General features: G+C 74.3%; 21 protein-coding genes. 9 read left to right on the top strand and 12 right to left on the bottom strand.

What is annotated here, in order from left to right; genetic code table 11:
* Window positions 1-15 precede the first annotated feature (15 nt).
* The 4 genes from IH44_RS0114985 to IH44_RS0114970 all read left to right on the top strand — a co-directional run bounded on the left by IH44_RS0114985 (window position 16) and on the right by IH44_RS0114970 (window position 4,752).
* Complete coding sequence (locus tag IH44_RS0114985; protein ID WP_030460034.1) at window positions 16-960, top strand: aromatase/cyclase; 945 nt, start codon at window positions 16-18, stop codon at window positions 958-960.
* Between the two features lie 63 nt (window positions 961-1,023).
* Entirely contained in the window at window positions 1,024-2,427 is a 1,404-nt protein-coding gene (locus tag IH44_RS0114980) for an FAD-dependent monooxygenase (RefSeq protein WP_232794948.1), read from the top strand.
* Window positions 2,428-2,618: 191 nt separating this feature from the next.
* On the top strand, window positions 2,619-4,145 hold the full coding sequence (locus IH44_RS0114975; RefSeq protein ID WP_030460032.1) for an FAD-dependent monooxygenase: 1,527 nt from the start codon (window positions 2,619-2,621) through the stop codon (window positions 4,143-4,145).
* A 298-nt stretch (window positions 4,146-4,443) separates the two neighbouring features.
* Window positions 4,444-4,752: a hypothetical protein gene (locus IH44_RS0114970; RefSeq protein WP_030460031.1), complete on the top strand. Its 309-nt coding sequence runs from the start codon at window positions 4,444-4,446 to the stop codon at window positions 4,750-4,752.
* 111 nt (window positions 4,753-4,863) lie between these two features.
* On the opposite strand, the gene IH44_RS42810 is transcribed toward IH44_RS0114970, so the two are convergent.
* The 4 genes from IH44_RS42810 to IH44_RS0114950 all read right to left on the bottom strand — a co-directional run bounded on the left by IH44_RS42810 (window position 4,864) and on the right by IH44_RS0114950 (window position 9,628).
* A complete protein-coding gene (locus tag IH44_RS42810; protein WP_157852320.1) occupies window positions 4,864-5,469 on the bottom strand; it encodes a helix-turn-helix domain-containing protein in 606 nt (201 codons plus the stop codon).
* A gap of 59 nt (window positions 5,470-5,528) precedes the next feature.
* The gene (locus tag IH44_RS0114960) at window positions 5,529-5,876 is read right to left on the bottom strand and encodes a hypothetical protein (RefSeq protein ID WP_030460029.1); all 348 of its coding nucleotides are present in this window, start codon (window positions 5,874-5,876) and stop codon (window positions 5,529-5,531) included.
* Window positions 5,877-7,440: 1,564 nt separating this feature from the next.
* Window positions 7,441-8,076, bottom strand: a complete 636-nt coding sequence (locus IH44_RS0114955; protein ID WP_232794947.1) for a restriction endonuclease — start codon at window positions 8,074-8,076, stop codon at window positions 7,441-7,443.
* A gap of 466 nt (window positions 8,077-8,542) precedes the next feature.
* Window positions 8,543-9,628: a methyltransferase gene (locus IH44_RS0114950; RefSeq protein WP_081966901.1), complete on the bottom strand. Its 1,086-nt coding sequence runs from the start codon at window positions 9,626-9,628 to the stop codon at window positions 8,543-8,545.
* A gap of 278 nt (window positions 9,629-9,906) precedes the next feature.
* On the opposite strand from IH44_RS0114950, the gene IH44_RS0114945 reads away from it, so the two are divergent.
* The 5 genes from IH44_RS0114945 (at window position 9,907) to IH44_RS0114925 (ending at window position 15,567) form a co-directional block, all read left to right on the top strand.
* Window positions 9,907-11,385: an FAD-dependent monooxygenase gene (locus IH44_RS0114945; protein WP_030460026.1), complete on the top strand. Its 1,479-nt coding sequence runs from the start codon at window positions 9,907-9,909 to the stop codon at window positions 11,383-11,385.
* Between the two features lie 105 nt (window positions 11,386-11,490).
* Window positions 11,491-12,327 carry an SDR family oxidoreductase gene (locus IH44_RS0114940; protein ID WP_030460025.1) on the top strand — a complete coding sequence of 279 codons (837 nt, stop codon included), beginning with the start codon at window positions 11,491-11,493 and terminating at the stop codon, window positions 12,325-12,327.
* Window positions 12,328-12,367: 40 nt separating this feature from the next.
* On the top strand, window positions 12,368-13,267 hold the full coding sequence (locus IH44_RS0114935) for an alpha/beta fold hydrolase (RefSeq protein ID WP_030460024.1): 900 nt from the start codon (window positions 12,368-12,370) through the stop codon (window positions 13,265-13,267).
* 28 nt (window positions 13,268-13,295) lie between these two features.
* Window positions 13,296-14,768, top strand: coding sequence for an FAD-dependent monooxygenase (locus IH44_RS0114930; protein WP_030460023.1), 1,473 nt, complete (start codon window positions 13,296-13,298; stop codon window positions 14,766-14,768).
* A 163-nt stretch (window positions 14,769-14,931) separates the two neighbouring features.
* Window positions 14,932-15,567, top strand: coding sequence for a hemerythrin domain-containing protein (locus IH44_RS0114925; RefSeq protein WP_030460022.1), 636 nt, complete (start codon window positions 14,932-14,934; stop codon window positions 15,565-15,567).
* A 79-nt stretch (window positions 15,568-15,646) separates the two neighbouring features.
* Here the strand turns inward: IH44_RS0114925 and IH44_RS0114920 are convergent, their stop codons facing one another.
* The 8 genes from IH44_RS0114920 to purB form a co-directional block, all read right to left on the bottom strand.
* On the bottom strand, window positions 15,647-16,357 hold the full coding sequence (locus tag IH44_RS0114920) for a gamma-glutamyl-gamma-aminobutyrate hydrolase family protein (protein ID WP_030460021.1): 711 nt from the start codon (window positions 16,355-16,357) through the stop codon (window positions 15,647-15,649).
* Window positions 16,358-16,392: 35 nt separating this feature from the next.
* Window positions 16,393-17,856, bottom strand: coding sequence for an MFS transporter (locus IH44_RS0114915; protein ID WP_051816916.1), 1,464 nt, complete (start codon window positions 17,854-17,856; stop codon window positions 16,393-16,395).
* The gene (pcaB, locus tag IH44_RS0114910) at window positions 17,853-19,289 is read right to left on the bottom strand and encodes a 3-carboxy-cis,cis-muconate cycloisomerase (protein WP_035955147.1); all 1,437 of its coding nucleotides are present in this window, start codon (window positions 19,287-19,289) and stop codon (window positions 17,853-17,855) included. Before pcaB ends, IH44_RS0114915 begins: the two co-directional genes overlap by 4 nt.
* Window positions 19,286-21,259, bottom strand: coding sequence for an FAD/NAD(P)-binding domain-containing protein (locus IH44_RS0114905; protein ID WP_035955146.1), 1,974 nt, complete (start codon window positions 21,257-21,259; stop codon window positions 19,286-19,288). The genes pcaB and IH44_RS0114905 overlap by 4 nt, the downstream gene beginning before the upstream one ends.
* A 191-nt stretch (window positions 21,260-21,450) precedes the next feature.
* The gene (locus tag IH44_RS0114900) at window positions 21,451-22,203 is read right to left on the bottom strand and encodes a response regulator transcription factor (protein ID WP_081966900.1); all 753 of its coding nucleotides are present in this window, start codon (window positions 22,201-22,203) and stop codon (window positions 21,451-21,453) included.
* Window positions 22,204-22,291: 88 nt separating this feature from the next.
* Window positions 22,292-23,335, bottom strand: coding sequence for a C45 family peptidase (locus IH44_RS0114895; RefSeq protein ID WP_030460016.1), 1,044 nt, complete (start codon window positions 23,333-23,335; stop codon window positions 22,292-22,294).
* Complete coding sequence (locus tag IH44_RS0114890; RefSeq protein ID WP_030460015.1) at window positions 23,332-23,937, bottom strand: GNAT family N-acetyltransferase; 606 nt, start codon at window positions 23,935-23,937, stop codon at window positions 23,332-23,334. The genes IH44_RS0114895 and IH44_RS0114890 overlap by 4 nt, the downstream gene beginning before the upstream one ends.
* 72 nt (window positions 23,938-24,009) lie before the next feature.
* Window positions 24,010-25,296, bottom strand: a complete 1,287-nt coding sequence (gene purB / locus IH44_RS0114885; RefSeq protein WP_035955144.1) for an adenylosuccinate lyase — start codon at window positions 25,294-25,296, stop codon at window positions 24,010-24,012.
* Window positions 25,297-25,312: the final 16 nt, after the last annotated feature.

Genomic DNA, 25,312 nt, shown 5'->3' with positions numbered 1-25,312 from the left:
GAGGAGAGTCCCCCCATGACGACGCGTGAGGTCGAGCACGAGATCACGATCGGCGCGCCGGCCGCGGCCGTCTACCAGCTGCTCGCGGACGTGACCAACTGGCCGCGGATCTTCCCGCCCACCATCCACGTCGACCGGGTGGAGGCCGAGGGCAACGAGGAGCGCATCCGGATCTGGGCGACCGCCAACGGCCAGCCCAAGGACTGGACCTCGCGCCGCACCCTGGACCCCGAGGCGCTGCGGATCACCTTCCGCCAGGAGATCCCGGCCCCGCCGGTCGCCGCGATGGGCGGCACCTGGATCCTGGAGCCGCTGGACGCCGACACCACCCGGGTGCGGCTGCTGCACGACTACCGGGCGATCGGCGACGACCCGCACGACCTGCTGTGGATCGAGCGGGCCGTCGACAAGAACAGCACCTCCGAGCTGCAGGCGCTCAAGGAGAACGTCGAACTGGTGCACGCCGCCGACCGCGAGGAGCTGACCTTCTCGTTCGTCGACACCGTGCAGGTCGCCGGCCGGGCCAAGGACCTCTTCGACTTCGTCAACGAGGCCGGCAAGTGGGCCGACCGCCTCCCGCACGTCGCCGTGGTCCGCCTCGCCGAGGACACCCCCGGCCTGCAGGAGCTGGAGATGGACACCCGGGCCAAGGACGGCTCGGTGCACACCACCAAGTCCTACCGGGTGGTCTTCCCGTCCTGGAAGATCGCGTACAAGCAGGTCACCCTGCCCGCGCTGATGACCCTGCACACCGGCGAGTGGACCTTCGTGGAGAACGCGGAGGGCACCGCCGCCTCCTCGCAGCACACGGTGACCATCAACACCGCCAACATCGCCCGGATCCTCGGCGAGCAGGCCACCGTGGCCGACGCCCGCGAGTACGTGCACACCGCGCTGTCCACCAACAGCAGCGCGACGCTGGCCCACGCGAAGGCCTACGCCGAGCAGAAGGCCGCCTGAGCCGTGGCAGCGGACCGGTCGGAAACCGATGTCGTCGTCGTCGGGGCGGGTCCCGTCGGGCTGATGCTCGCCGGTGAACTCGCCCGCGGCGGCGCGCGGGTGGTCGTGCTGGAGAAGCGGCACGGCCGCACCACCGAGTCGCGGGCCTCCACCCTGCACGCCCGCACGATGGAGATCCTCGACAGCCGGGGCCTGCTGCCCGACCTCGGCAACCCGCCGAACGAGCCGCGCGGCCACTTCGGCGGCATCCCGATGGACCTCACCCTCCCCGGCCCGCACCCGGGCCAGTGGAAGGTGCCGCAGACGAAGACCGAGGCCGTGCTGGAGGAGTGGGCGCTCCCGCTGGGCGTCGACGTCCGCTGCGGCCACACCCTGGCCGCCGTCGGCGAGGTCGGCGGGCAGGTCGAGGCCGAGGCCCTCGGGGCGGACGGGGTGCTGCGGCTGCGCGCCCGCTACCTGGTGGCCTGCGACGGCGAGGACAGCACCGTGCGGGGGCTGATCGGCGCCGAGTTCCCCGGGACGGACGCCGGCCGGGAGCTGATCCGCGCCGACGTGGCCGGCATCGACGTCCCGGCCCGCCGCTTCCAGCGGCTGGAGCGCGGCCTGGCCATCGCCGCCCGCAACCCCCAGGGCGTCACCCGGGTGATGGTGCACGAGTTCGGCTCCACCGCCGGCCGGCGCACCGGCGAGCCGTCCTTCGCCGAGGTCGCCGCCGTCTGGCAGCGGGTCACCGGGGAGGACATCACCGGCGGCACCCCGCTGTGGGTCAACTCCTTCGGCGACGCCTCCCGCCAGCTCGCCCGGTACCGGCACGGCCGGATCCTGTTCGCCGGCGACGCCGCCCACCGGCAGATGCCGATCGGCGGACAGGCCCTCAACCTCGGCCTCCAGGACGCCTTCAACCTCGGTTGGAAGCTGGCCGCCGTCGTGCGCGGCGACGCCGGCGACGACCTGCTCGACACCTACCACGACGAGCGGCACGCGGTCGGCCGCCGGGTGCTGGCCAACATCAGGACCCAGGCGACGATGCTGCTCGGCGGCCCCGAGGTCGAACCGGTGCGCACCCTGCTCGGCGAGCTGATCACCCGGGAGGAGGTCCGCGGCCACCTGGCCGGCATGATCAGCGGCCTCGACGTGCGCTACCCGGTCGACGGCCCCGAGCACCCGCTGCTCGGCGCCCGGCTCCCGCACGCCCTCGTGCGCACCGGCGTCGGCCGGGCCGCCACCGCCGAACTGCTCCGGGCCGCCCCCGGCGGCCTGCTGCTGCGCCCGGCCGGCCTGGCCGGCGCACCCGCCGCCGACTGGGCGGACCGGGTCACCACGGTCTCCGGCGAACCCGAGCCCGGCAGCGCCCTGGACGGCGCCGGCACCGTCCTGGTCCGGCCCGACGGCCACGTCGCCTGGGTCGGCCCCGAGGGCGACGGGCTGCGCGCCGCCCTGCACCGCTGGTTCGGGCCGGCCCGCTGAGGCCCGGGGCCGCTGAGGTCCCGGTCCGCTGAGGCCCGGGACCGCACACCACACACCCGGTACCGCCGCACCCCCGCCGTCCACCCCCGCGGCCGGGCACCACGGCAGGGCTCCGCACCCCCCACGCCCGCGGGAGCCCCGCCACCGCTCCAGCCCCGCCACCACTCCCTCACTGCCTCGGAAGGACAACCATGGAAGGGACAGCGGTCGACACCGATGTCATCGTCATCGGTGCCGGCCCCACCGGCCTGATGCTCGCCGGTGAGCTGCGCCTGGGCGGAGCCCGGGTCGTCGTGATCGAGAAACTGGCCGCCCCCACCGGCCAGTCCCGCGGCCTGGGCTTCACCGCCCGCGCCATGGAGGTGTTCGACGAACGCGGGCTGCTGCCCCGCTTCGGCCAGGGCGAGACCCTGGTCACCAGCCCGGTCGGGCACTTCGGCGGCGCCCAGTTCGACTTCACCGCGCTGCCCGACGCCCATTTCGGCGCCCGCGGCATCCCGCAGGGGCAGACCGAGGCGGTGCTCGAGGGGTGGGCGGGCGAGCTCGGCGCCGACATCCGGCGCGGCTGGGAGTTCCTCGCCCTCGCCGACGGCTTCCTCGACGGCGAGGCCGCCGAGATCACCGTCCGCGACCCCGAGGGCGCCGAGCACACCCTGCGCGCCGCCTACCTGGTGGGCTGCGACGGCGGCGCCAGCCGGGTCCGCAAGGCCGCCGGGTTCGGCTTCCCCGGCACCGACGCCACCCGGGGCATGTACCTCGCCGACGTCACCGGCTGCCGGCTGCGCCCCCGCTTCCTCGGCGAGCGCCTCAACAACGGCATGGTGATGGCCGCCCCGCTCGCCGAGGGCGTGGACCGCATCATCGTCTGCCCCGACGGCACCCCGGCCCACGACCGCGAACGGACCGTCACCTTCGAGGAGGTCGCCGGGGCCTGGCAGTCCATCACCGGCGAGGACATCTCGCACGGCGGCGCCAGCTGGGTCAGCTCCTTCACCGACGCCACCCGCCAGGCCGACCGGTACCGGCGCGGCCGGGTCTTCCTGGTCGGCGACGCCGCCCACATCCACCTCCCGGCCGGCGGCCAGGGCCTGAGCACCGGCGTCCAGGACGCTTCCAACCTCGGTTGGAAGCTGGCCGCCGCCGTGCGCGGCGACGCCGGCGACGACCTGCTCGACACCTACCACGACGAGCGGCACCCGGCCGGCGCCCGGCTGCTGATGAACACCCGCGCCCAGGGCGCGGTCTTCCTCGGCGGCCCCGAGGCCGACCCGCTGCGCGAACTGTTCCGCGAACTCGTCCAGTACGACGAGGTCAAGCGCCACCTGGCCGGCGTCGTCAGCCACCTCGACGTCCGCTACGACCTCGGCGACGGCCCCGAGGACGCCGCCCACCCGCTGCAGGGCCGCCGGATGCCGCCCCGGGCCCTGGTCGGCGCGGCCGGCGAGACCCGCCCGGCCGAACTGCTGCGCACCGGCCGCGGCGTGCTGCTCGACCTCGCCGACGACGCCGCGCTCCGCGACGCCGCGGCCGGCTGGGCGGACCGGGTCGACGTGGCGACCGTCGCCGCCAAGCCCACCGACGGCCCCGACCCGCTGGAGGGCACCGGCGCCGTGCTGATCCGCCCCGACGGCTACGTCGCCTGGGCCGGCCCGGCCGGCGAGCCCGTCCCGGCCGCCGTCCTGGAGCGCTGGTTCGGCCCGGCCCGCCGCCGCTGCTGATACCCCGCCCCGCCCCTGCCCGCCCGGTCCCCCGCCATACGCCGAGGGACCGGGCGGGCCGCTTTCCGCTGCGCGGCGGGCAGGTTCCTCGGTACACCACACCGGCACGAATCGGCAGACATCTGCCACAGGCGCTCCGGTACGGGGGCGACTCCCCCACGGACTCGTTGCCCTGGTCATCCGGGACGGCCCGCGCATGATCACCACCAACTCCCCTGTGGGGAAGGAACATTGTCAGTGGGTGGTGGTGGAATCGCCCCGTGCGGGGAGCACGTCCACAACCCTCTTTGGAGTCCCGATGACCAAGACCGTCCACGTGCGCGGCCACCGCCGTGCCGACGGTACCTACGTCAGGCCCCACTCCCGGACCATCAAGGGCGCCGACCGCCCTGTCTACAGCAGCAGTTACAGCACCGCCTACAGCAGCAGCAGCTACACCACCGGCCACCGCAGCGGATCCGGCAGCGGCAAGGCCGTCGCGGCCGGTGGGGGCGGGCTGCTGCTGTTCGTGCTGCTCCTCTTCGGCATCGCCTCCGGCGGCGACCACCCCAGCACCGTGCCCTCCCCCTCCTCCAGCGCCGTCCAGCAGGCCGGCACCAACCCCTGATCCTCGATCACCCCCTGCCGAGGGCCCGGACCGCGCCGCACCCGGGCACGACGAAGGGGCCCGAGCTCGATGAGCTCGGGCCCCTCCTTCCCGCTCGGCACGGCCGACGGCTCAGGCCGCCGTACGCGCCTGCCGCTCGACCGTCATCAGGAAGTACCAGGCCGACCGCCACTCCGCGATCTTCGCGGACGGGAGGTCGAAGGCCATCAGGTAGCTCTCCAACAGGTCGAGCGTCGGCAGCTTGCCGCGGCCGGGGGCGAGCATCGTGCTGATGGTGCTGATGCCCCGGTTCGACCGGCTCGCGATGGCCTTCAACGGCGGGTACCCGGACGTACACCGCAGGTGCCACAGCCCCAGGACGAAGTCCTCAATGGTGCGGATGTTCTTCGGATCCATGATCAGCATCGCCTGCCGCTGCTCACGGCGGACCGGGAACCCCGCCTGCAGACGCTGCTCCGCGGAGGCCAGCATCTCCCAGCGCGGGCGCCAGTCCTGCGGGTCGACGCCGCAGAAGCGCAGGTAGGCCGAGAGCGTTCGCCAGCTCGGGCACGACTCGCCCAGCGCCGCCTCCGACAGCGCGCCGACCGACAGTCCGGTCTCCGCCGCCATGACCTCGTAGGTGGGCGTGCCCGCCCGGTGGCGGACCATCTTCAAGTCCGCGCCGAACTGGGCCAGCGGGCCCTTCATGATGTCGATCAGCTTCTCAGGACGGCCCATCACGATCTCCCTCCACAGCCCGGGGCGGGCCCGCATGCGGGCCCGCCCCGAACTCCACGTCAGGCCAGCTGCAGCTGGAGGCCGTTGAATCCGCCCGGGCCCTCGGGCCCCTGGGGGCCGCCGGAGCGCGTGACGGCCGCGGCGATCACCGCGCAGCCGGCGGTGACCTCCAGCCCGGTGGTCGTGTCGTGGGTGATCGTGCTGAAGCCCAGGGCGGAGCCGACGACCATCCCGAACGCGGCGATCTTCAACACCGTGTTCGCGGCCAGGTCCTTCTGGGGGGAGCCGCACGTGACGCAGTCCGAGCAGTTGCCCTGCTCGGACTGGGAGACGCCGTCCTGCGCGGGAGCGGCGGCCTGCTCGGCCGCGCGCTCCAGAGCCGCGCCGCGGCGGGTGATCTTGAACACCGTTCGTACCTCTGTTCTGTTTGTTGATCCGGGCGATGGTTTGGTGCGTGCCGGGTGCTGAATCCGACGGAATTCACTGTGCATTACGTGCGCGATAAGCGCAAGGAAGGGGTGGCGCACAACCCCTGGGGCCCGTCCGAGTTCCAGGGGGCGGCGATGATCGAATCTACCGGAGAGTGTCATTCCGGATTTGGTATCGGCACGTAGAATTTCAACAAGAAGTTTTTTGATCTAAAATATTTAATACTAAACTGACGGTGGGCTGTCACCTGTCATGATCGCTGCCAGATTGGGCCACCCCTGCCCTGGCAGGGACTTCGACTCTCATGGGGAGCGCCACCTGGGCGCCGACCGCCCCTGTGTACACCCATGCACCAGAGTGGCTCCTTGCCTGCCTCCCTTGCATCCGATGTGCGCAAGAAGGGTTCCCGGGGAAGGCTTAAACGGCGATAGCGCTTGACCATTTTCTGCCAGGATCGCAGTAGTTCCAATGGCGAAAACCCTCGAAGGATACTCCTGTCGATTGAATAACCTAGATTGATGCCCCGTATTTTCGCAGGTCGGGACGGTGGCTCCGCGATGGTTTTTCAGAGATTTTCACGCCTTTACTGTGCGCTTGCCGCTCGGCGGCCCGGACAGGCACGCTTGCCCGGTCGAGCCGCTCTCTGCAGTGGCTGCTCGACACGTGTGCCTTGTTCCTGATCCGGGCGAGCGCACTTCGGGCCATGCTGAGGCCCGGTAGCGGTACGTGGGGCGACCTGCGTGCCGTACCGACTTCGGCAACCGGTAGTTGAGAACCGCAAGTCAGAGAGGAGGGACCGTCCGTGGATGCAGTACTCATGCCATACCTGAGCGCCCTGTTGGGGATCCAGCTGTCAGCTGCCGACCGCCGCGGTCCCGAACGGCAACAGGGCGATCGCCCTGCCAGGTCCGCCTCCGCACTACGTTCCAGCCGGTTGCTGCGTTTCGAGAGTCTGAGGCGACTCGGTGGGCTGACCGCCGGCGCGCAGTACGGTTGATCGCGGATGGTGTGACAACTCCCCCAAGAGGGGGCCGCCGCCCTTCCTGTCGCCGCACTGCCAGCAGTCCTGTTCTGGGGCTCATCGTCCCCCTGAACAGGGCCTCTCCTGCACCGCCTCGCCCGTCCCACCGCCTCGTGCAGCGTTCCTGTGGGACCGCTGGCACCCAGAACGATGATCTGGGACTGCCGCATCCACGCGAACAAGGGCATCTGCGAACGCCGCACTCTGCGCCGCGCCTCCCAGCGCACAGCCTGGGCGGACGTGCGCTCTTCAAGGTCAGCGGGAGTCACCTCTTCGCCGATACTGGGAGCCGCCTCCGTCGGGAACGTCCCGCAGCCTGAAACGGCCTGAGCCGGGTAGACGATCCTTCCAACTGCTGCCTTGAGGCTCGGAAGGTGGCTCTGGGACTCGTGGAAGCCCTGGCTCTGGATCATGTCGATGAACTCACCAGCTGTACCCGAGACTTGCTGCTACCTGCAGCGCTGATGCCTGCGGGCCTGGTCCCCGGGGAGAGCCAGGCCCGCAGGCAACGGATTCAGCCGTCAGCGCCCGCTTCCGCTCCGGGGAGCGGGAACCCTCGGCAGCAGCTCCCACAGCGGTCGGCCGCTGGACGCCCACCGCCCCAGCACCTCGCGGTCCACCAGCAGCACACCCTGCTGCCAGCCCCACTCGATCGACTTCTGCGAGAACCGCCCGTTGGTCACCACCACCGGCACCTGCGCCCGGTGCACCCGCTGGTACGTCCCCGCCAGGCTGTACAGGACCCCGACCGACACCGGCTTGCCGTTCAGCGGGTCCTGCTTGTGCTTGCACTGCAGCGCCCAACGCCGGCCCATCGGGTCGTCCGCCAGCACGTCCACGCTCTGGTCGTTGCTCCGCCCGACCTTCTCTGCCCGGCACCCGTCCCGGATCAGCAGGTCCCGCACCGCGAACTCAAAGGCGTCCGGCTTCAGCGAATCCAGCCCGCTCGGGCCGGTCAACACCATCCGCAGCCGGCTCATCCGCTCCCGGTCCGCCTGTGTCCGCACCTGCCGCTGCCAGGCCGCCACCACCACGATGCCCACCGCCGCGACCACCAGCAGCAGCACCACCCACCAGTGCGCAGCCAGCCACCGCAACAGCGCCATCAGCAGGCCGACCCCCACCAGCACCCCGGCGATGGGCAGAATCCAGTCCACATCCCCGCCGCCGCCCCGCTGCGCCGGCCTCCTACGCGTACTCAACCGCGTCCCTCCCCTGCTCTGGACACACCTGTGGGCCGCCCATCACAGCAGCCGTCCCTGACGGCACGTCAGCCGCGCACGGAAGCACGCTGCCGTCATGGCACTCCGCTCCCGGAGCCACGGCGAAGTGGCAGGCGGCTTCGGGAACAGATCAAGGACGGGCTTGTCAGCGGTCCGCTGGTTCCCGTCCTTGCCGTGGTGGTGCACCGTCACCTCGGTCGCGTCACTACGACCGTCGAGCAGGTATGCGCTCCAGGCCGACGAAGTCCCCGGGACCGGACGCCGGAGGACCCCGGTCCGTCGCCCGTGGGGTGGGCGGTGGGCCGGGGTCCTCCGGTGTCCGGGTGGGGGGCCGGACGGGACCGGACCGTTCCGGGTGGGGGCCGGGGCGGGGTCCGGGCGGGATCGGGCGGGGCCGGGGTCAGACCGCGACGGCCTCGACGATCGAGACGGCGGCGGCGGTCTCCACGACGCGCTCCAGCTTGAAGCCGGCCCGGGCGACCAGGTCGGCGTACTGCGAGGCGGTGCGCTCCTTGCCGCCCACCAGCAGCAGCAGCCACAGGTCGACCAGCTTGCCGGAGTGCGGCTCGTTGCCCTCCTCGGGGACGACCATCTCGACCAGCAGCAGCTTGCCGCCGGGCCGCACGGCCGCACGGACGTTGCGCAGGATCTGCAGCGCCTGCTCCTCCGGCCAGTCGTGCACGATGTGCTTGAGGACGTACGCGTCGGCGCCGGTCGGGACGGCGTCGAACAGGTCGGCGTCGGCGATGTCGACCCGGTCGGCGACGCCCTGCGCGGCGAGGTACTCGGCGGCGCCGTTGGCGGCCACCCGCGGGTCGGAGAGGATGCCCCGGGTGCCGGGCGCGCTCTTCAGGATGCCGGCCAGCAGGCCGCCGTTGCCGCCGCAGAAGTCCAGCACCGTGCCGAACTGCGAGAAGTCGTAGGCGGCGACCACCGGGTCGGTCTCGGTGGCGGACATGTTGCCCATGCCGCCGATGAACACCGCGCCGTACTCCGGGTTCTGCGTCAGGTACTCGAACGCGGTCGCGCCGCGGCGCTTGAGCAGGCTCGGCTCACCGGTGACCACGGAGTCCAGGAAGCCGTTCCAGTCCTCCCAGTGCGTGGGGTGGCCCATCAGCACGGCGAGGTCGCGCATCGTCACCGGGTGGTCGGCGCGCAGCGCGTCGGCCATCGGGGTCAGCGCCCAGCGGCCGTCCTGCTGCCGTTCGAAGACGCCGTTCGCGGCGAGCAGCCGCAGCACCCGGCCCAGCGCCTCGGGGTGCGCGCCGACCTCGGCCGCGACCTCCTCGATCGGCCGCGGGCCGTCCACCAGCGCCTCGGCCACCCGCAGTTCGGCGGCGGCGTACAGGGCCTGGGTGACCATCGAGCTCATGGCGAGCTCCAGCAGGGCGAACGGCGGGGGCGCCAGCTCCCGGACCTGCTTCTGCAGATCGGCCCGGGCCCGCTCCGCGGCGCGGACGACTTCGGGGGGCGGCAAAGCGGGCATGCGATTCCTCCATGGCAGAAGCGTGGGATTCCGGCCTACCGCCGAAGACACCCGGTTCCACCACGGTCCGGCAGCACGGTCGACCTGCCCTGGACGGCGGTTGGCGGACCGGTCGAGTCCGCCTCGCGCGCCGGGCGCCCGGACGCCGCCGCCGGGCGCCCGCCGGGGCTCCGCGCGGCACCCGGAGTCTCGCTTGAGCCATCCTGCGGTCCGGCTGCACCGGCGATCGGTTTGCTTGGTCTTCCCTGGTGACCAACCGTCTGCATGGAGGAAGCGAAATGGCAAAGGGCGCGATCATCGTGGGCGCCGGCCCGGTCGGTCTGCTGCTCGCCGGAGAGCTCCGGCTCGGCGGCGCCGACGTCGTCGTCTACGACAGGCTGCCCGCGCCCAGCGGGGAGTCGCGCGGCCTGGGCTTCACCAGCAGGACTGCGGAGGTGTTCGACCAGCGCGGCCTGCTGGAGCGGCTCGGCGACATCCGCTGGGGCAAGCAGGGCCACTACGGCGGTGTCCGGATCGACTTCTCCCTGCTGGAGGAGAGCCACTTCGGCGTCATGGGCCTGGCCCAGTCGGTGACCGAGCAGATGCTCGGCGACTGGGTCGCCGAGCTCGGCGTGGAGGTCCGCCGCGGCCACGAGCTGACCGCCCTGCGGGAGACCGACGAGGGCGTCGTCCTCGGCTTCCAGGGCCCGGACGGGTACACCGAGGACACCGCCGCGTACGTGGTGGGCTGCGACGGCGGCCGCAGCACCGTGCGCACCCTGGCCGGCATCGCGTTCCCCGGCGACGAGGCCACCCGCGGCCTGTACCTGGCCGACGTGGTCGGCGCCGACCTGCGGATGCGCCCGATCGGCGAGCGGATCCCCGGCGGCGGCATGGTGCTGTCGGTGACGCTGGAGCCGGGCGTGGACCGCATCGTCATCCACGAGCCGGGCCTGCGCCCGCAGCACGGCGAGGGCGAGCTGGCGTTCTCCGAGGTCGCCGACGCCTGGCAGCGCCTGACCGGCGAGGACATCCACCACGCGAGCGCCTCCTGGATGTGCGCCCTGACCAACGCCACCGGCCTGGCCGAGCAGTACCGCAAGGGCCGGGTGCTGCTGGCCGGCGACGCCGCGCACGACCACGCCCCGCTCGGCGCCCAGGGCGTCAGCGTCGGCCTGCAGGACGCCGCCAACCTGGGCTGGAAGCTGGCCGCGGTGCTCGGCGGCCGCGCCCCCGAGAGCCTGCTGGACACCTACCACTCCGAGCGGCACCCGGTCGGCGAGCAGCTGATGCGCGACGTCCACTCGATGTCGCTGCTCTACCTCAGCGGCGAGGAGATGGAGCCGCTGCGCGCCGTCGTGCGCGAGCTGGTCCAGCTGCCCGACGCGGCCCGCCGGCTGGCCGGCCGGGTCAGCGGCCTGCACATCCGCTACGACGTCGGCGACGGCGCGCACCCCTTCCTGGGCCTGCGGCTGGCCCCGCACCGCGCCGTGGAGCGGGCGGACGGCACCCGGGTGCGGGTCGCCGAACTGCTGCACGCCGCGCGCGGCGTGCTGATCACCACCGGCGCGGACCCGGCGGCGGCCGCCACCGCCTCCCGCTGGGCCGACCGGGTCGACACCGTCACCGGCAGCTGGGCCGACCAGGAGGCCGACCACGCGGACGCGCCCGCCGCCCTGCTGGTGCGCCCCGACGGCCACATCGCCTGGGCGGCGCCGGACGGCGGCGACCTCGAGGCGGCGCTCACCCGCTGGTTCGGGGCACCCGCCGCGGCCTGACCGCCCTTCCCCGCGGGGCGGGCCCGCCGCCCGACGGCGGTGGGGCCCGCCCCGGCCGGAGCACCGCCCGGCCCCCACCAGGAACCCGAGAAAGGGCACCACGACATGACCGTCCTCGTCACCGGCAGCCGCGGCAGGGTCGGCTCCCTGCTGGTCGAGATCCTCGCCGCCCGGGGCACCGCCGTCCGGGCCGGCTCCAGCGACCCGGAGAAGCTCACCCTCCCCGCGGGCGTCGACGCCGTCCGCCTCGACCTGACCGACCCGGAGACCTTCGCGCCCGCGCTGGCCGGCGTCGACGCGGTCTTCCTGTACTGCGAGCCCGCGCACATCGGGGCGTTCACCGCGGCGGCCGAGGCCGCCGGGGTCGAGCACGTCGTGGTGATGTCCGCCGACGCGGTGCTGCGCGCCGACGCCGCGAGCAACCCGATCGCCGCCCCGCACCTGGCCGTCGAGCGGGCGCTGCGCGCCTCCGCGCTGACCGTCACCACGCTCAACTGCGGCGCCCTGGCCAGCAACGCCGGCTCCTGGCAGTACGTGCTGCGGGCCCGCGGCGCCGTCACCCTGCCCTTCCCGGACAGCTACGCCGACCCGATCTACGAGCAGGACATCGCCGAGTCCGCCGCCGCCGTGCTGGCCCGCCCCGAACTGCGCGGCCGCGCCTACCACCTGACCGGCCCGGAGTCGCTGAGCTTCCGCCAGCAGGTCGCGGTGATCGGCGCGGTGGTCGGCCGCGAGATCCCGGTGCAGCAGATCCCGGCCGCGGTGTGGCGGGCCAACAAGCCGGGCTTCATGCCGGACGACATCGCCGACGCGCTGATCGAGCTGTGGACCGCCAGCGACAGGCCGGTCCCGCTGAGCGGCGACGTCGAGACCCTCACCGGCCACCCCGCCCGCCCCTTCAGCGCCTGGGCCGAGGACCATGCGGCGGCCTTCGCCGCCTGAGTCCGCCGCACCGCGGACCCCCGAGAAAGGGAACTTGGAGATGACAGCGGAGCACGGCCAGGCCGTCCCCACCGACGAGGAACTGGCGCGGTCCCTGCCCGGCGGCTTCACCAGCCGGCACGCCGAGGTCAACGGCACCCGGCTGCACTACGTGGAGGGCGGCAGCGGCGAGCCGCTGGTCCTGCTGCCCGGCTACCCGCAGACCTGGTGGGCCTGGCACAAGGTGCTGCCGGCGCTCGCCGAGCGGTTCCGGGTGTTCGCCGTCGACCTGCGCGGCATGGGCGGCTCGGACCGCCCCGAGGGCGGCTACGACAAGAAGACGATGGCCGCCGACATCGCCGCCCTGGTCGAGCACCTCGGCTACGAGGACGTCAACATCGCCGGGCACGACATGGGCTCGATGGTGGCCTTCAGCTTCGCGGCCAACCACCCGAAGCTGACCCGCAAGGTCGCCATGATGGACACCCCGCACCCGGACGAGAGCTACTACGGCCTGAAGCTGCTGGCCCGCCCCGGCACCGGCATCTCCCGCTGGTGGTGGTCGTTCAACCAGGCCCTCGACCTGCCCGAGGTGCTCTACGCCGGGCACATGCGCCAGGTCATCGACTGGCTGTTCGGCCACGCCCTCGCCGACCAGTCGCTGGTCGGCGACCTCGACCGGGCGGTGTACGCCGCCGCCTACGACACCCCGGACCGGATCCGCGCGGCCTGCGGCTGGTACCGCGCCTACCCGCAGGACATCGAGGACCGCAAGACCTACGGGACGATCACCGCCCCGCTGCTGGGCATCGGCTCCCGGCACACCTACGAGTACTTCCAGCACCTGCTGCCCACCCTCGCCGAGGATGTGCGGGTGGAGCGGGCGGCCGACTCGGTGCACTACTTCCCCGAGGAGGAGCCGGAGCTGATCGCCCGGTACCTGCTCGAATTCTTCGCCTGACTTCCACTGCTGCTCGAGGAGTTACCTGATGGCAAAGGGCGCGATCATCGTCGGCGCCGGACCGGTCGGTCTGATGCTCGCCGGCGAACTGCGACTGGGCGGCGCGGACGTCGTCGTGTTCGAGAAGCTGCCCGCCCCCAGCGGGGAGTCCCGCGGGGTCGGCTTCACCCGGCGCGCCGCCGAGGTGTTCGACCAGCGCGGCCTGCTGGAGCGCTTCGGCGACGTCGAGTGGGCGCAGGGCCACTTCGGCGGCGTGCGGATCGACTTCTCCAAGCTCGACGACAACCACTTCAGCGTGCGAGGCATCCCGCAGTTCCGGACCGAGGAGATCCTCGAGTCCTGGCTGAAGGAGCTGGGCGTCGAGGTCCGCCGCGGGCACGAGGTGCTCGGCTTCCGGGAGACCGGCGACGGCGTCGTCGTCGAGTACCGGGGGCCGGACGGCCCCGGCGAGGAGAGCGCGCAGTACCTGGTGGGCTGCGACGGGGCGCGCAGCCTCGTGCGCCGCCTGGCCGGCATCGACTTCCCCGGCTGGGAGCCCACCCGCGGGATGTACATGGCCGACGTGGTCGGCGCGAACGTCCGCCAGCGGCCGATCGGCGAGCGGGTGCCCGGCGGCATGGTGATGGCGTTCAACCTGGAGAACGGCGTCGACCGGATCGTCATCCACAACGAGGCGCTGCGCCCGCCGGAGGACAAGAGCGGCCTGACCTTCGCCACCATCGCCGACGCCTGGCAGGAGATGACCGGCGAGTCCCTGCACCACGCGGAGGTGCGCTGGGTCAGCTCCTTCACCGACACCACCCGGCAGGCCGCCGAGTACCGCCGCGGCCGGGTCTTCCTGGCCGGCGACGCCACCCACATCCACATGCCGGCCGGTGCGCAGGGCATGAGCGTGGGCGTCCAGGACGCCGCCAACCTCGGCTGGAAGCTGGCCGCCGCGATCAACGGCCGGGCGCCCGAGGGGCTGCTGGACACCTTCCAGTCCGAGCGGCACCCGGTGGGCGAGCTGCTCATGCGCAACACCCGGGCGCAGACCAAGCTCTACCTCAGCGGCGAGGAGATGGAGCCGCTGCGCGCCGTCCTGCAGGAACTGGTCCAGGACCCGGCGGTCGCCCGCCACCTGGCCGGCCAGGTCAGCGGCCTCGACGTGCGCTACGACATGGGCGCGGGCAGCCACCCGCAGCTGGGCCTGCGGCTGCGGCCGGACATCCGGCTCAAGCTCGCCGACGGCAGCCCGGCCACCGTGCGCGACCTGCTGAAGCCGGCCCGCGGCGTGCTGCTGGTCACCTCCGCCGCCGCGGACGCCGACGGGCTGCGGGCCACCGCCGCGCCCTGGGCGGACCGGGTCGACGTCACCACCGCGGACTGGACCGAGGGCGAGGCCGACCGCCCGGACGCCCCCGCCGCGCTGCTGGTCCGCCCGGACGGGTACGTCGCCTGGGTGCAGCCGGACGACGCCCCGCTTCGAGCCGCGCTCGAGCGCTGGTTCGGGGCCGCTTGAGGACGGCTCGAATCCGGTCCGGGTCCCAGGCCGGTCCGCCTATCGTGGAGGGGCGTCCCGGTGTGTGCGTCAACTCGCCACCGGGGCAAGGAACTTCGGTCGGGGTCCGACGCCGGTCGGCCCCGGCAGGCCCCTGGCCTCCGGATCGAGGGAGAAAAGGCCCATGACCACGACGTTCAAGCACGACTTCACGATGATGTTCGTGATCCACGACGCGCTGCGCCGCGAGCTCGAGCTCCTCGCCAAGACCACGGCCCGCACCACCGACGATCCGCGCCGCCTGGTGGCCGCCGCGGCCGGCTGGGAGATGTTCAAGCAGTACCTGCACGTGCACCACGGCGCCGAGGACGACGCGCTGTGGCCGCAGGTCCGCGAGGCCCTCGCCGAGCGCCCCGCGGACCTGGCGGTCGTCGAGGCGATGGAGGCCGAGCACGCCACCATCGACCCGCTGCTCGACGGGGTGGACGCCGTGCTGGCCGACCCGGCCCGCGCGGCCGAGCTCGGCGACCTGGTCGACGCCCTGGTCACCGGCCTGACCGGCCACTTCAAGCACGAGGAGGAGGCGGCCCTGCCGCTGATCGACTCGGTGGCCACCCCGCAGCTGCTGCAGGGCTTCGGCCAGGCGCACACCGCGCGGATCGGCGAGGGCACCCCGCGCTACCTGCCGTGGCTGCTCGACGGCACCAGCCAGCAGAACACCGAGGCGATCCTCGGGATCCTGCCGCCGCCGGTCCGCGGCCTCTACAACGACGTCTGGGTGCCGGCCTACAGCAAGCTGGAGCGCTGGCCCTCGGCCTGACGTCCCGTCAGTTCCCTTATGCGGAGGGGCGGTTGCGACCCGGTCGCAACCGCCCCTTCCGCACGTCCGGGCCCGGGGCTCAGACCCCGGCCCGCTCGCGGGCCCCGGCCCGGGCCGCCTCGACGAAGGCCGCGAACAGCGGGTCGGTGTCCTCGCCCATCTCGGCGTGCGCCTGCACGCCCACCACGAAGCGCGCCGTCGGGTCCTCGGCCGCCTCGACCACTCCGTCCGCGGACCAGGCGGTGGCGACCAGGCCCGCCCCCAGCCGGTCGATGCCCTGGTGGTGGTGGCAGTGCACGGTCGCCGAGGCGCCGACGGCCGCGCCGAGCCGGGAGTCGGGGGCGATCCGGATCCGGCGGGCGTCGTACTGGCCGGGGACGGCCGGCGAGTGCTCGGGCAGGTGCTGGTGCAGCGTGCCGCCCCGGACGGTGGAGATCAGCTGCAGGCCCCGGCAGATCCCCAGCACCGGGATGCCGCGGCGCTCGGCCACCGCCAGGGCGGCCAGCTCGGCCTCGTCGCGGGCCGGGAACGGCGGCAGGGTGCGCGGGTGCGGCTCGGCCCCGTACCGGACCGGCTCGATGTCCTGGCCGCCGGTCAGCAGCAGCGCGTCGGCCCGCTCCACCACCTCCGCGACCGCCCCGGGCTCCGGCAGGGTCAGCAGCGGGACGCCGCCGGCCGCCACCACCTTCTCGATGTAGGCCAGCGGCAGCGCGGCGATCGGCACGTCCTTCCAGATGGTGTAGGTGAGCAGGGCCGTGTCGGCCGTGATCGCCACCACGGGTCGGGTCATCGGGGATACGTCCTTTCGAGCCTTCGGAACGGGGGTCAGGGAGTGCGGGCGGCGCCGCGCCGGAGCGGGCCCCCGACCAGGAGGCCGGTGCCCAGCGCGGTGAGCACCAGCAGGACGACCACCCCCCACAGCGCGGTGGTGAACCCGTACACCGTGCTCTGGGCCCGGTCCGCGCCGGCCGCGAGGTGGCGGGCGGCGGCCTCGGCGGCGACGGTGTTGAGCACCGCCGTGCCGACCGAGCCGCCGATCTGCTGGGCGGTGGTGTACAGCGCCGAGGCCGCGCCGGAGTCCGCGGGCGCCACCATCGCGGTGGCCACCACCATGCAGGTCATCGAGGTGCTGCCCATCCCGAGGCCGGCCAGCAGCAGCGCGGGCAGCACCTGCGCCGGGTACGAGGAGCCGGTGTCGACCAGGGCCAGCAGGGCGACGCCCGCCGCGGCCACCAGCAGGCCCGGCACCACCGTCCGGCACGGGGCCAGCCGCCCGGCCAGCCGCGCCCCCAGCATCACCCCGGCGGTCATCCCCACCGTCAGCGGCAGGATCGACACCCCGGCGGCCACCGCCGAGTCGCCGCGCACCACCTGCAGGTAGTAGGTCAGGAACAGCAGCAGGCCGAAGACGCCCACCATGCCGAGCGCGGCCACCGCCAGGGCGCCCGCCCGGGCCCGGTCCCGGACCAGCCGGGGCGGGACCAGCGGGTGCGCCGCCCGGGTCTGCCGGAGCGCGAACAGGGCCAGCAGGACGGCGCCGGCCGCGAACGCGGCGCCCACCGGCGGGCTGGTCCAGCCGGAGCCCTCGGCCCGGGCGAAGCCGAGCACCAGCACGGTCAGCCCGCCGCAGCCCAGCAGCGCCCCCGGCACGTCCAGCCGGACCGGCCCCCGGCCGCCGGGGTCGCGCAGCACCCGCAGCCCGGCCGCGACGGCGGCCAGCGCGATCGGCACGTTCACGTACATGCACCAGCGCCAGTCCAGGTACTCGGTGAGCAGGCCGCCCGCGATCAGCCCGCCGGCCGAGCCGGCCCCGGAGATCGCGCCCAGCACCCCGAAGGCCCGGCCGCGCTCGCCGGGCTCGGTGAAGGTCGCCACCACCAGCGAGATCGCCGAGGGGGTCAGCAGCGCCGCGAAGGCGCCCTGTGCGGCCCGGGCGGCCAGCAGGGCGGCGGGGACGGTGGCCGCGCCGCCCAGCGCCGAGGCCGCGGCGAAGCCGATCAGCCCGGTGACGAAGGCGCGCTTGCGGCCGACGACGTCGACCACCCGGCCGCCGAGCAGCAGCAGGCCGCCCAGCGCCAGGGTGTAGGCGGTGACGACCCACTGCCGGCTGCCGTCGCTCAGGCCCAGGTCCCGCTGGGCCGAGGGCAGCGCGATGTTGACGATGGTGCCGTCCAGCAGCACGGTCAGCTGGGCGGCGGCGATCACGGCCAGTGCCCACCAGCGCAGCGGGTCGGGGGCGGGCGGGCCCGGCCGGACCGGGCCCGGCGGGGCGGTGACGGGGGCGCTCACGGGGTGTCCTTCCCGGTCGGCGGGCCCGGCCGGGCACCGCCGGCGGCCAGCGCCCGGTCGACCAGCGGGCCGGCCAGGCCGGTGTACCCGGTCGGGTCGAGCAGGGCGGCCAGTTCGGCGGGGGTGAACGCGCCGGCGGCCTCGGGGGTTTCGGCGAGGACCTCGGCCAGCGGGCGGCCGGTGCCGGCCGCCCGGGCCGAGGCCGCGGTCAGCAGGTCCCGGGCGGCGGCCTTGCCCAGCCGGGGGGCCAGCGCGGCCGAGACGCGTTCGGAGACCAGCAGGCCGCCGGTCGCGGCCAGGTTGGTCCGCATCCGGTCGGGGTGGACGGCCAGGCCGCGGACCAGTTCCACCGCGGTGTGCGCCGCGCCGCCGGTCAGCCGCAGGCACTCGCGCAGCGGCTGCCACTCGGCGTGCCACACCCCGGCCGAGCGCTCGTCCTCGTGCGGCAGGCACTGGACCAGCACCGAGGCGAGCGCGGGCACCTGGAGCGCGGCCGAGCGGATCAGGGTGGCCAGCACGGGGTTGCGCTTGTGCGGCATCGCCGAGGAGGCGCCGCGGCCCGCGCCGCCGGGTTCGGCCACCTCGCCGATCTCGGTGCGGGCCAGCACCAGCACGTCGGCGGCGATCTTGCCCAGCGCGCCGGCGGTGTGCGCGAGCGCCGCGCCGAGGTCGGCGACCGGGGTGCGCAGCGCGTGCCAGGGCAGCACCGGGACGGCCAGCCCGGTCTCCGCGGCGAACCCGGCGACCAGGCGTTCCAGCAGGTCGGCCGGGTCGGCGTCCGGCCCGGCGTACTGGAGGTAGCCGGCCAGGGTGCCGGCCGCGCCGCCCAGCGAGACCGGCAGCCCGGTCGCGGCGAGGCGCTCCAGGCGGTCGGCGGATTCCAGGACCAGCAGGCGCCAGCCGGCCGCCTTCAGTCCGAAGGTGGTGGGCACGGCGTGCAGGGCGAGGGTGCGGCCGGCCATCGGGGTGTCCCGGTGCTCGGCGGCCAGCTCGCCCAGGGCGTCGGCCGCGGCCCGCAGGTCGGCGGTGATCAGGCGCAGGGCGCGGGCCGCGACCAGCATCGCGCCGGTGTCGAAGACGTCCTGGCTGGTGGAGCCCCGGTGCACGTACTCGGCGGCCTCGGGCGAGCGGGCCGCCACCACCGCGGTCAGCGCCTTGACCAGGCCGACCACCGGGTTGGCGGTCTCCCGGGCGGCCAGCGCCAGCGCGCGCACGTCCAGGTGCTCGGCCCGGGCGGCCGCGCCGATCGCGGCGGCGGCCGCGGCCGGGACGGTCCCGCAGCGGGCCTGGGCGCGGGCCAGGGCGGCCTCGGCGTCGAGCATCGCCTGCAGCCAGGCCCCGTCGCCGACGGCCGCCTCGACGGGGGTGCCGGCCCGGACCGGGGAGAGCAGGCCCGCGTCCTGGAAGCCGTCGGCCGGCCGGTCCGCGCTCACGCGCCGCCCCCCGTCCCGGTGGCGGCCGCGGCGGCCGCCCGGGCGTCCGGCCGGGCGGGCAGGGCGAGGACCGCGGCGGCGATGGCGTCGGAGTCCTCGAGGGTGACGGAGCCGACCCCGGGGCGGATGCCGGCGGCCGTCACCCAGTGCACGGCCTCGGTGGGGACACCGTAGGCGAAGCGCCGCGGGTGCGGGACGCCCCGGGCGTCCAGCAGGTGGTAGGGCCGCTCGGAGACGGCCAGGCCGCCGGTCTCGTAGGACGTGCCGCCGGTGCCGGGCACCCGGTGCGGGGCGGCCCGGCCGGTGAGCAGCAGGTGGCGCATCAGCGGGTCGGCGGTGCGGCGCAGGTCGGTCTCGGGCAGCCGGGCCTCGATCAGCACCTCGGCCCGGACGTCCAGGTCGGGGACGGCGGTGGATGTGGCGGTGAAGCGGCCGGTGCGCTCGTCGGCGGTGATCCGCGGGGCGGGGCCGACGACGTCCAGGACGCCGGCGTCGATCAGGGCGGCCAGCTCCTCGATCCGGGAGGCCGGCGGGCCGATCGACAGGTAGGCGTTGAGCGGGGTGTACCAGCGGTCCAGCTCGTCGCGGTGCGAGTCGGCGTCCAGTCCGGCGTGGTCGACGGCGATCCGCAGTTCGTTGCGCAGGTCCCGCAGGACGTCCAGGGCGGCCTTGAACGGGCCGCTGAGGTTGCCCTGGCGGGCCCGGCGGACGTCCTCGTCGAGGTAGTCGCGCAGCCAGGCGCGGAACTCGGCGAGGCCGGCGAAGGTCCGGCCGGCGTGCGGGTGGGCGACCAGGTCCCAGTCCCAGCGCTCGGCGGGGGCGATCCCGGCCGCGTCCAGCAGCCGGTCCTCCTCGGCGTCGGAGCCGGCCCGCAGGAAGTCCTCGGCGAATACGGCGGCGGCCCCGGCCGGGGCGCGGCCGGCCAGCAGGGTCTCGTAGTAGACGGTGCGCACCTCCTTGGAGACCAGCGGCCACAGCTCGGCGGCGAACCGGACCGGCTGCCCGCGGCGGACCCGCTCGCGCAGCCCGGCGACGTGCTCGACGGTGAGCAGCCGGGGGCGGTAGCGGCCGTGCGGGCCCTTCTCGTTGTCGCCGCGCGCCTGGTGCGGCACCCCGCGGCGGGAGCCGGCGTACAGCCGCGGCTCGTGGCCGGAGGGCCGGTAGACCAGCCGGCCGCCGACCCGTTCGAACACGCCGCCGCGGGCGTGCGTGAACAGCGCCAGGTAGTCGAAGAAGTTCAGGCCCAGGCCGCGCAGCAGCACGGTCTGGCCCGGCCGCACCCCGGACAGGTCGGCGTCGGCCGGGTTGGCCGGGGCGAGGTAGGTCAGGCCGTGCCGGGCGGCGAAGTCCGCCAGGCGCCGCTCGGTGTCGGAGGCGACCAGGTCGACGTGGCCCTGGGCCAGCACCACGGCGTCCAGGCCGGTGAGCAGGGTTCCGTCGGCGAGCTGCACGCTCTGGGCGCCGTCCGGTCCCCCGTCGTGCAGGGCCACGGCGCGCGCGGCGTGCACCCGCACCTCGGTGTGCGCGGCGGCGCCCGCCGTGACCTGCCGGAACACCCAGGACAGGTACTGGCCGTAGAGCGCGCGGGTGGGGTAGGTGTCCGGGCCGAGGTCGCGGGCCTCGGCGAGGGTCTCGTCGTCGTAGGGCTCGCCCGTGCCGGGGGTGAGCGCGCTCGGCCCCAGGGCCTTGGCCCACTGGTACAGGCTCGGCCCCTCCTCGAGCGGCCCGGCGATGGCGACGCTGGCGTCGGTGTAGACGGTGACCTGCGAGGCGACGGTGTTCATCAGCAGGTGGCGGGACTGCGAGGGCCGCCAGACCCGGCCGGCGCCCGGCGGGTCCGGGTCGACGACGTGCACGGTGAGCCGGTCCCACCGGGGGGCGCGGCGTTCCTGCGCACAGATCCGTTCGAGTACGGACAGTCCGCGCGGTCCGGCGCCGACGAGGCACACTTCGATACGTCCGCTGGACACAGGGGCACTCCGCTCCGCGAGTCGGGCTGGTCCCGCCACGGTCGACGGCGGCGCTCAACCAGTGCTCGGATCCCGGTGGAAACGCCGTGAAGGACCGCTCGGGGAGCCGGAACGCGGAGCACCCCCCGGGCCGGCGGGGCCCGGGGGGTGCGGGGGGCGGGGAGGGACGGGTGCCGGAGGGTGCGGCGCCGCTACCCCTCGCCCAGCATGAAGCCGACGCCCCGGACGGTCACGATCCAGCCGCTGCCGCCCAGCTTGCCGCGCAGGCTGCTGACGTGGGTGTCGACGGTGCGCCGCGACCAGGAGCCGCCCCACACCTGCTGGAGCAGCTGCTTGCGGGGCACCACGGTGTCCGGGTGCTGGGCCAGCAGGCACAGCAGGTCGAACTCCTTGCGGGTGAGCGGGACCCGCGCCCCGCCCACGCTCACCTCGCGCGAGCCGACGTCGATCCGCAGCCGGCCGTGCCGGATCTCCTGGGCCCCCGCGGCCAGCGGCTGCCACCGGGTGCGGCGCATCGCCGCCTCGATCCGGGCCGCCAGCTCGCGGAACCGGTAGGGCTTGGTGACGTAGTCGTCCGCGCCGGCCTGCAGGCCCAGCACGCAGTCGATCTCGGACTGCCGGGCGGTCAGGATGATCACCGGGACGCGGCTGGTCGCCCGGATCGCCCGGCAGACCTCCAGGCCGTCCAGGTCGGGCAGGTCGAGGTCGAGCAGCACCAGGTCGGCGCTCCCGTACGCCTGCAGGGCCGCCCCGCCCTGCCGCACGCCCACCGGGTCGTGGCCGTGCCGGCGCAGCTGGTCGGCCAGCGCGTCGTCGCCGCCGCCGTCCACCACCAGGATCCGCCGCCCGATCACCCCGGGCAGCGGGCGGAGCGCGTCCCGGCCGGGGCCGGCCGGGACGGGTGCGTACGGTTCCAGCAGGGCTGGTGCCTGGAGCTGACTCATGCCTCCCCCGAAAGGTCCTGCACGGCCCGTGTCGTGGCGGTCGCGCCGACGCTACCGACGCGCGGTCGAGCCCCGGTACAGCGCCGGCTCAGACCGTGTACACCCGGGTCGCGGAGCGGTTCGGGTCGCCGGGGCGCAGGTGCAGCTCGCCCTCCGCGGGGAACATCACCACGCTCGCCACCGTCCGCTCGATCCGGAAGTCGCCGTGGTCGGCGATGCACACCGGCGGGCGGGAGAGCACCGCGAAGTGCTCCTCGGCCCCGGCCCGCGGGTCCAGCCCGGCCAGCCCGTCGGCCGCCGCGGCCAGCCGCCCGTCGGAGGAGATCCGGTCGAAGGCGCTCTGCCGGTCGGCCGGGACGAAGTCCGGGTGCAGGTAGTGGTTGGTGTGGACGGCCTCCCGCGAGGCGTGCTCGTTCAACCGCAGCCCGGTGCCCTGCAGTTCGACGCTGACCGCCCGCTCCCGGTCGGCCAGGACCAGGTTGCGGGAGCTGGAGAGGGTCAGGCCGGACAGCAGCTTCAGCGCCCCGTCCACGTCGGCGGCCTCGTCCAGCAGGTGGCGGATCGCCAGGTACGGGGTGACGCCCGGGCGCCAGCGGCCGTCGGTGACCAGGTTGATGCCGATCGCCAGCCCGTCGCTGTTGAGGCCCAGGTAGCCGAGCAGGCCGGCGAAGCCGATCACCAGCACCCGGCGCGGCGAGCCGGCCCGGGCCAGGTGCACCACCTCGAGGTGGGAGTCCAGGTCCGCGTTCAGGTCGACGGTCTGCGCCAGCACCGGCCGGGTGCCCGGGCCGGTGCGTGCGTAGGTGGTGCAGTCCCCCCCGGTGGGCACCCGGTGGTGGCTCATCACCTCGCGGCGCAGCTGCAGCAGCCAGGCCTCCTCCTCGGAGATCCCGGCGCCCTCGGCCAGGCCCGCGACCTCCTCGGCGAGGTCGGGCAGCGCGGCGGTGATCTCGGCCCGGTAGTCGGCGATGGTGGGCCGCAGCCCGGCCAGCGTCACCGGCTCGTCGACCAGCCGGCCCAGCCGGGCCAGCCCGTCGTCGAGGAAGGCGCGCAGCCCGGCCGCGACCGCTTCGCCGTGGGCCCGCCCCAGCTCCCGGGGGGAGCCGGCGGCCCGGACGTGGGTGACGCTCATACCGCGGCGGCCGCCTTCTTCGGTCCGGCGGCCAGCGCCTCGCGCACGCCCGGCCACTCGGCGCGCAGGATGCTGTAGAAGACCGCGTCCCGGCGGCGCCCGCCCGGCATGTAGTTGAAGCTGCGCAGCACGCCCTCCTCGGTGGCGCCGATGTTGCGCAGCCCCTTGCGGGCCTGGACGTTCAGCTCGTCGGTCTTGAACTCGACCCGCTCGGCCTCCAGCACCTCGAAGGCGTGCCGCAGCAGCAGCAGCTTCGCCCAGTGGTTGATGCCCTTGCCGCGGAAGTCGTGGCCCAGCCAGGACGCCCCGATCTCCAGCCGGCGGTCCTTCTCGGCGAAGCCGAGCAGGCTCATGCTGCCCGCGACCCGGCCGCTGCGCAGGTCGGTGATGACGTAGACGGCGCGGCGCCCGGCGGTGTGCTCGGCGAGGTTGGAGTCGAAGAACCCGTCGAAGTCGGAGTCGCCGACGACCACGGTGAAGTACCGCCAGATCTCCGGGTCGAGGGCCACGGCCCGGATGCCGGCCCGGTCCGCCTCGCTGATCGGGGTGAGCCGCACGTGCTCGTCCTCGAGGACGGCGGAGAGGTGATCGGACCAGCTCATGTTCGGACTCCGGTGGTGGGTTCGGCGGGGGGACGATGGCCAGTGTGCGGCGGCCCGGAGGGGCTTCCAAGGTCATTCGACCCGGTCACGAAGCATCTCCAAGCGCTTGTGGATCACATGATGGTTGACCAGGAAGGCCTCCGGCTCGCGCGGGGCCGCCTCGATGCCCTCCTCGCGCAGGGCCTCGCCGAAGTTCTGCCCGTACTCGGAGGTCCGCTTGGCCGCGGCCTGCACCGCCCGGTACGCCCGGTCGCGCTCCACCCCGGCCTCCAGCAGCTCCACCAGCACCGAGGAGCTGCACACCAGGCCGTGGGTCTCGGCGATGTTGGCCCGCATCCGGCCCGCGTCGACGGCCAGGTTCTCCAGCAGCTGGACGGCCTTGGCGGCCTGGTAGTGGGCGACGGTCAGCGCGTCGGGCAGCAGCACCTTCTCCACCGCCTGGTGCGCGAGGTCCCGCTCGTGCCACAGCGCGACGTTCTCCAGCGCGGTGGTCGCGTACCCGCGCAGCAGCCGGGCCAGGCCGCACAGCAGCTCGCTGCCGGTCGGGTTGGCCTTGTGCGGCATCGCGCTGGAGCCCTGGTAGCCGGCCGTCCGCCGCTCCTCGACCTCGCGGACCTCGGTGCGCTGCAGCAGCCGCAGCTCCAGCGCGATCTGCTCGATGCAGGAGCCGAGCGCCGCCACCGCCTGCAGCAGCTGGGCGTGCCGGTCGCGGGCGACCACCTGGGTCGGGGACAGCTCGATGCCCAGCCCGAGCCGCTCGCACACGTACTCCTCGACCGCCGGGTCGATCAGCGCGTACGTGCCGACCGAGCCGGAGACGGTGCCCACCGCGACCGCCTCGCGGGCCGCGGCCAGCCGCTGCAGCGAGCGGTCGACGGCGAAGGCGAAGCCGCCCAGCTTGTGGCCCAGCGTGGTGGGCTCGGCGTGGATGCCGTGGGTGCGGCCCACCATCACGGTGTCCCAGTGCTCGAAGGACCGGTCGACCAGCACGGTCCGCAGCCGCTGCGCGGTGCCGGACAGCACGTCGACGGCCCGGCCCAGGGTGTGGCCCAGCGCGGTGTCCACCAGGTCGTAGCTGGTCATCCCGAGGTGCACCCAGCGGGCCGAGGACTCCGGCATCTGCTCGCAGTACGCGGTGAGGAAGGAGAGCACCTCGTGGTCGCGGTCCTGCTGGATCTCGGCGACCCGCTCCGGCCGCGGCACCGCGGCCGCCCGCATGTCGTCGAGCACCGCCGCGGGCACCCGGCCCAGCTGCACCTGCGCCTCGGTGGCCAGGATCTCGACCCGGACGTAGGTCTCGTACCGGGCCTCGTCCGAGAAGAGCTCCGCCATCTCGGGGAGCGTGAAACGAGGAATCATGAGACAGCCTTACCTC

This window comes from Kitasatospora sp. NRRL B-11411 (assembly GCF_000721345.1).
GTDB lineage: Bacteria > Actinomycetota > Actinomycetes > Streptomycetales > Streptomycetaceae > Kitasatospora > Kitasatospora cineracea.
The sequence above is the reverse complement of the archived record's forward strand: the minus strand, read 5'-3'. Positions and strand labels throughout refer to the sequence as shown.

Excerpts from the sequence above, each read along its gene's own strand:
- IH44_RS0114930 (WP_030460023.1), top strand. The coding sequence starts at position 13,296 with ATGGCAAAGGGCGCGATCATCGTCGGCGCCGGACCGGTCGGTCTGATG.
- IH44_RS0114980 (WP_232794948.1), top strand. The coding sequence starts at position 1,024 with ATGCTCGCCGGTGAACTCGCCCGCGGCGGCGCGCGGGTGGTCGTGCTG.
- IH44_RS0114950 (WP_081966901.1), bottom strand. The coding sequence starts at position 9,628 with ATGCCCGCTTTGCCGCCCCCCGAAGTCGTCCGCGCCGCGGAGCGGGCC.
- IH44_RS0114920 (WP_030460021.1), bottom strand. The coding sequence starts at position 16,357 with ATGACCCGACCCGTGGTGGCGATCACGGCCGACACGGCCCTGCTCACC.
- IH44_RS0114900 (WP_081966900.1), bottom strand. The coding sequence starts at position 22,203 with ATGAGTCAGCTCCAGGCACCAGCCCTGCTGGAACCGTACGCACCCGTC.
- IH44_RS0114975 (WP_030460032.1), top strand. The coding sequence starts at position 2,619 with ATGGAAGGGACAGCGGTCGACACCGATGTCATCGTCATCGGTGCCGGC.
- IH44_RS0114970 (WP_030460031.1), top strand. The coding sequence starts at position 4,444 with ATGACCAAGACCGTCCACGTGCGCGGCCACCGCCGTGCCGACGGTACC.
- IH44_RS0114940 (WP_030460025.1), top strand. The coding sequence starts at position 11,491 with ATGACCGTCCTCGTCACCGGCAGCCGCGGCAGGGTCGGCTCCCTGCTG.
- purB (WP_035955144.1), bottom strand. The coding sequence starts at position 25,296 with ATGATTCCTCGTTTCACGCTCCCCGAGATGGCGGAGCTCTTCTCGGAC.
- IH44_RS0114935 (WP_030460024.1), top strand. The coding sequence starts at position 12,368 with ATGACAGCGGAGCACGGCCAGGCCGTCCCCACCGACGAGGAACTGGCG.
- IH44_RS0114925 (WP_030460022.1), top strand. The coding sequence starts at position 14,932 with ATGACCACGACGTTCAAGCACGACTTCACGATGATGTTCGTGATCCAC.
- IH44_RS0114945 (WP_030460026.1), top strand. The coding sequence starts at position 9,907 with ATGGCAAAGGGCGCGATCATCGTGGGCGCCGGCCCGGTCGGTCTGCTG.
- IH44_RS0114895 (WP_030460016.1), bottom strand. The coding sequence starts at position 23,335 with ATGAGCGTCACCCACGTCCGGGCCGCCGGCTCCCCCCGGGAGCTGGGG.
- IH44_RS0114985 (WP_030460034.1), top strand. The coding sequence starts at position 16 with ATGACGACGCGTGAGGTCGAGCACGAGATCACGATCGGCGCGCCGGCC.
- IH44_RS0114890 (WP_030460015.1), bottom strand. The coding sequence starts at position 23,937 with ATGAGCTGGTCCGATCACCTCTCCGCCGTCCTCGAGGACGAGCACGTG.
- IH44_RS42810 (WP_157852320.1), bottom strand. The coding sequence starts at position 5,469 with ATGGGCCGTCCTGAGAAGCTGATCGACATCATGAAGGGCCCGCTGGCC.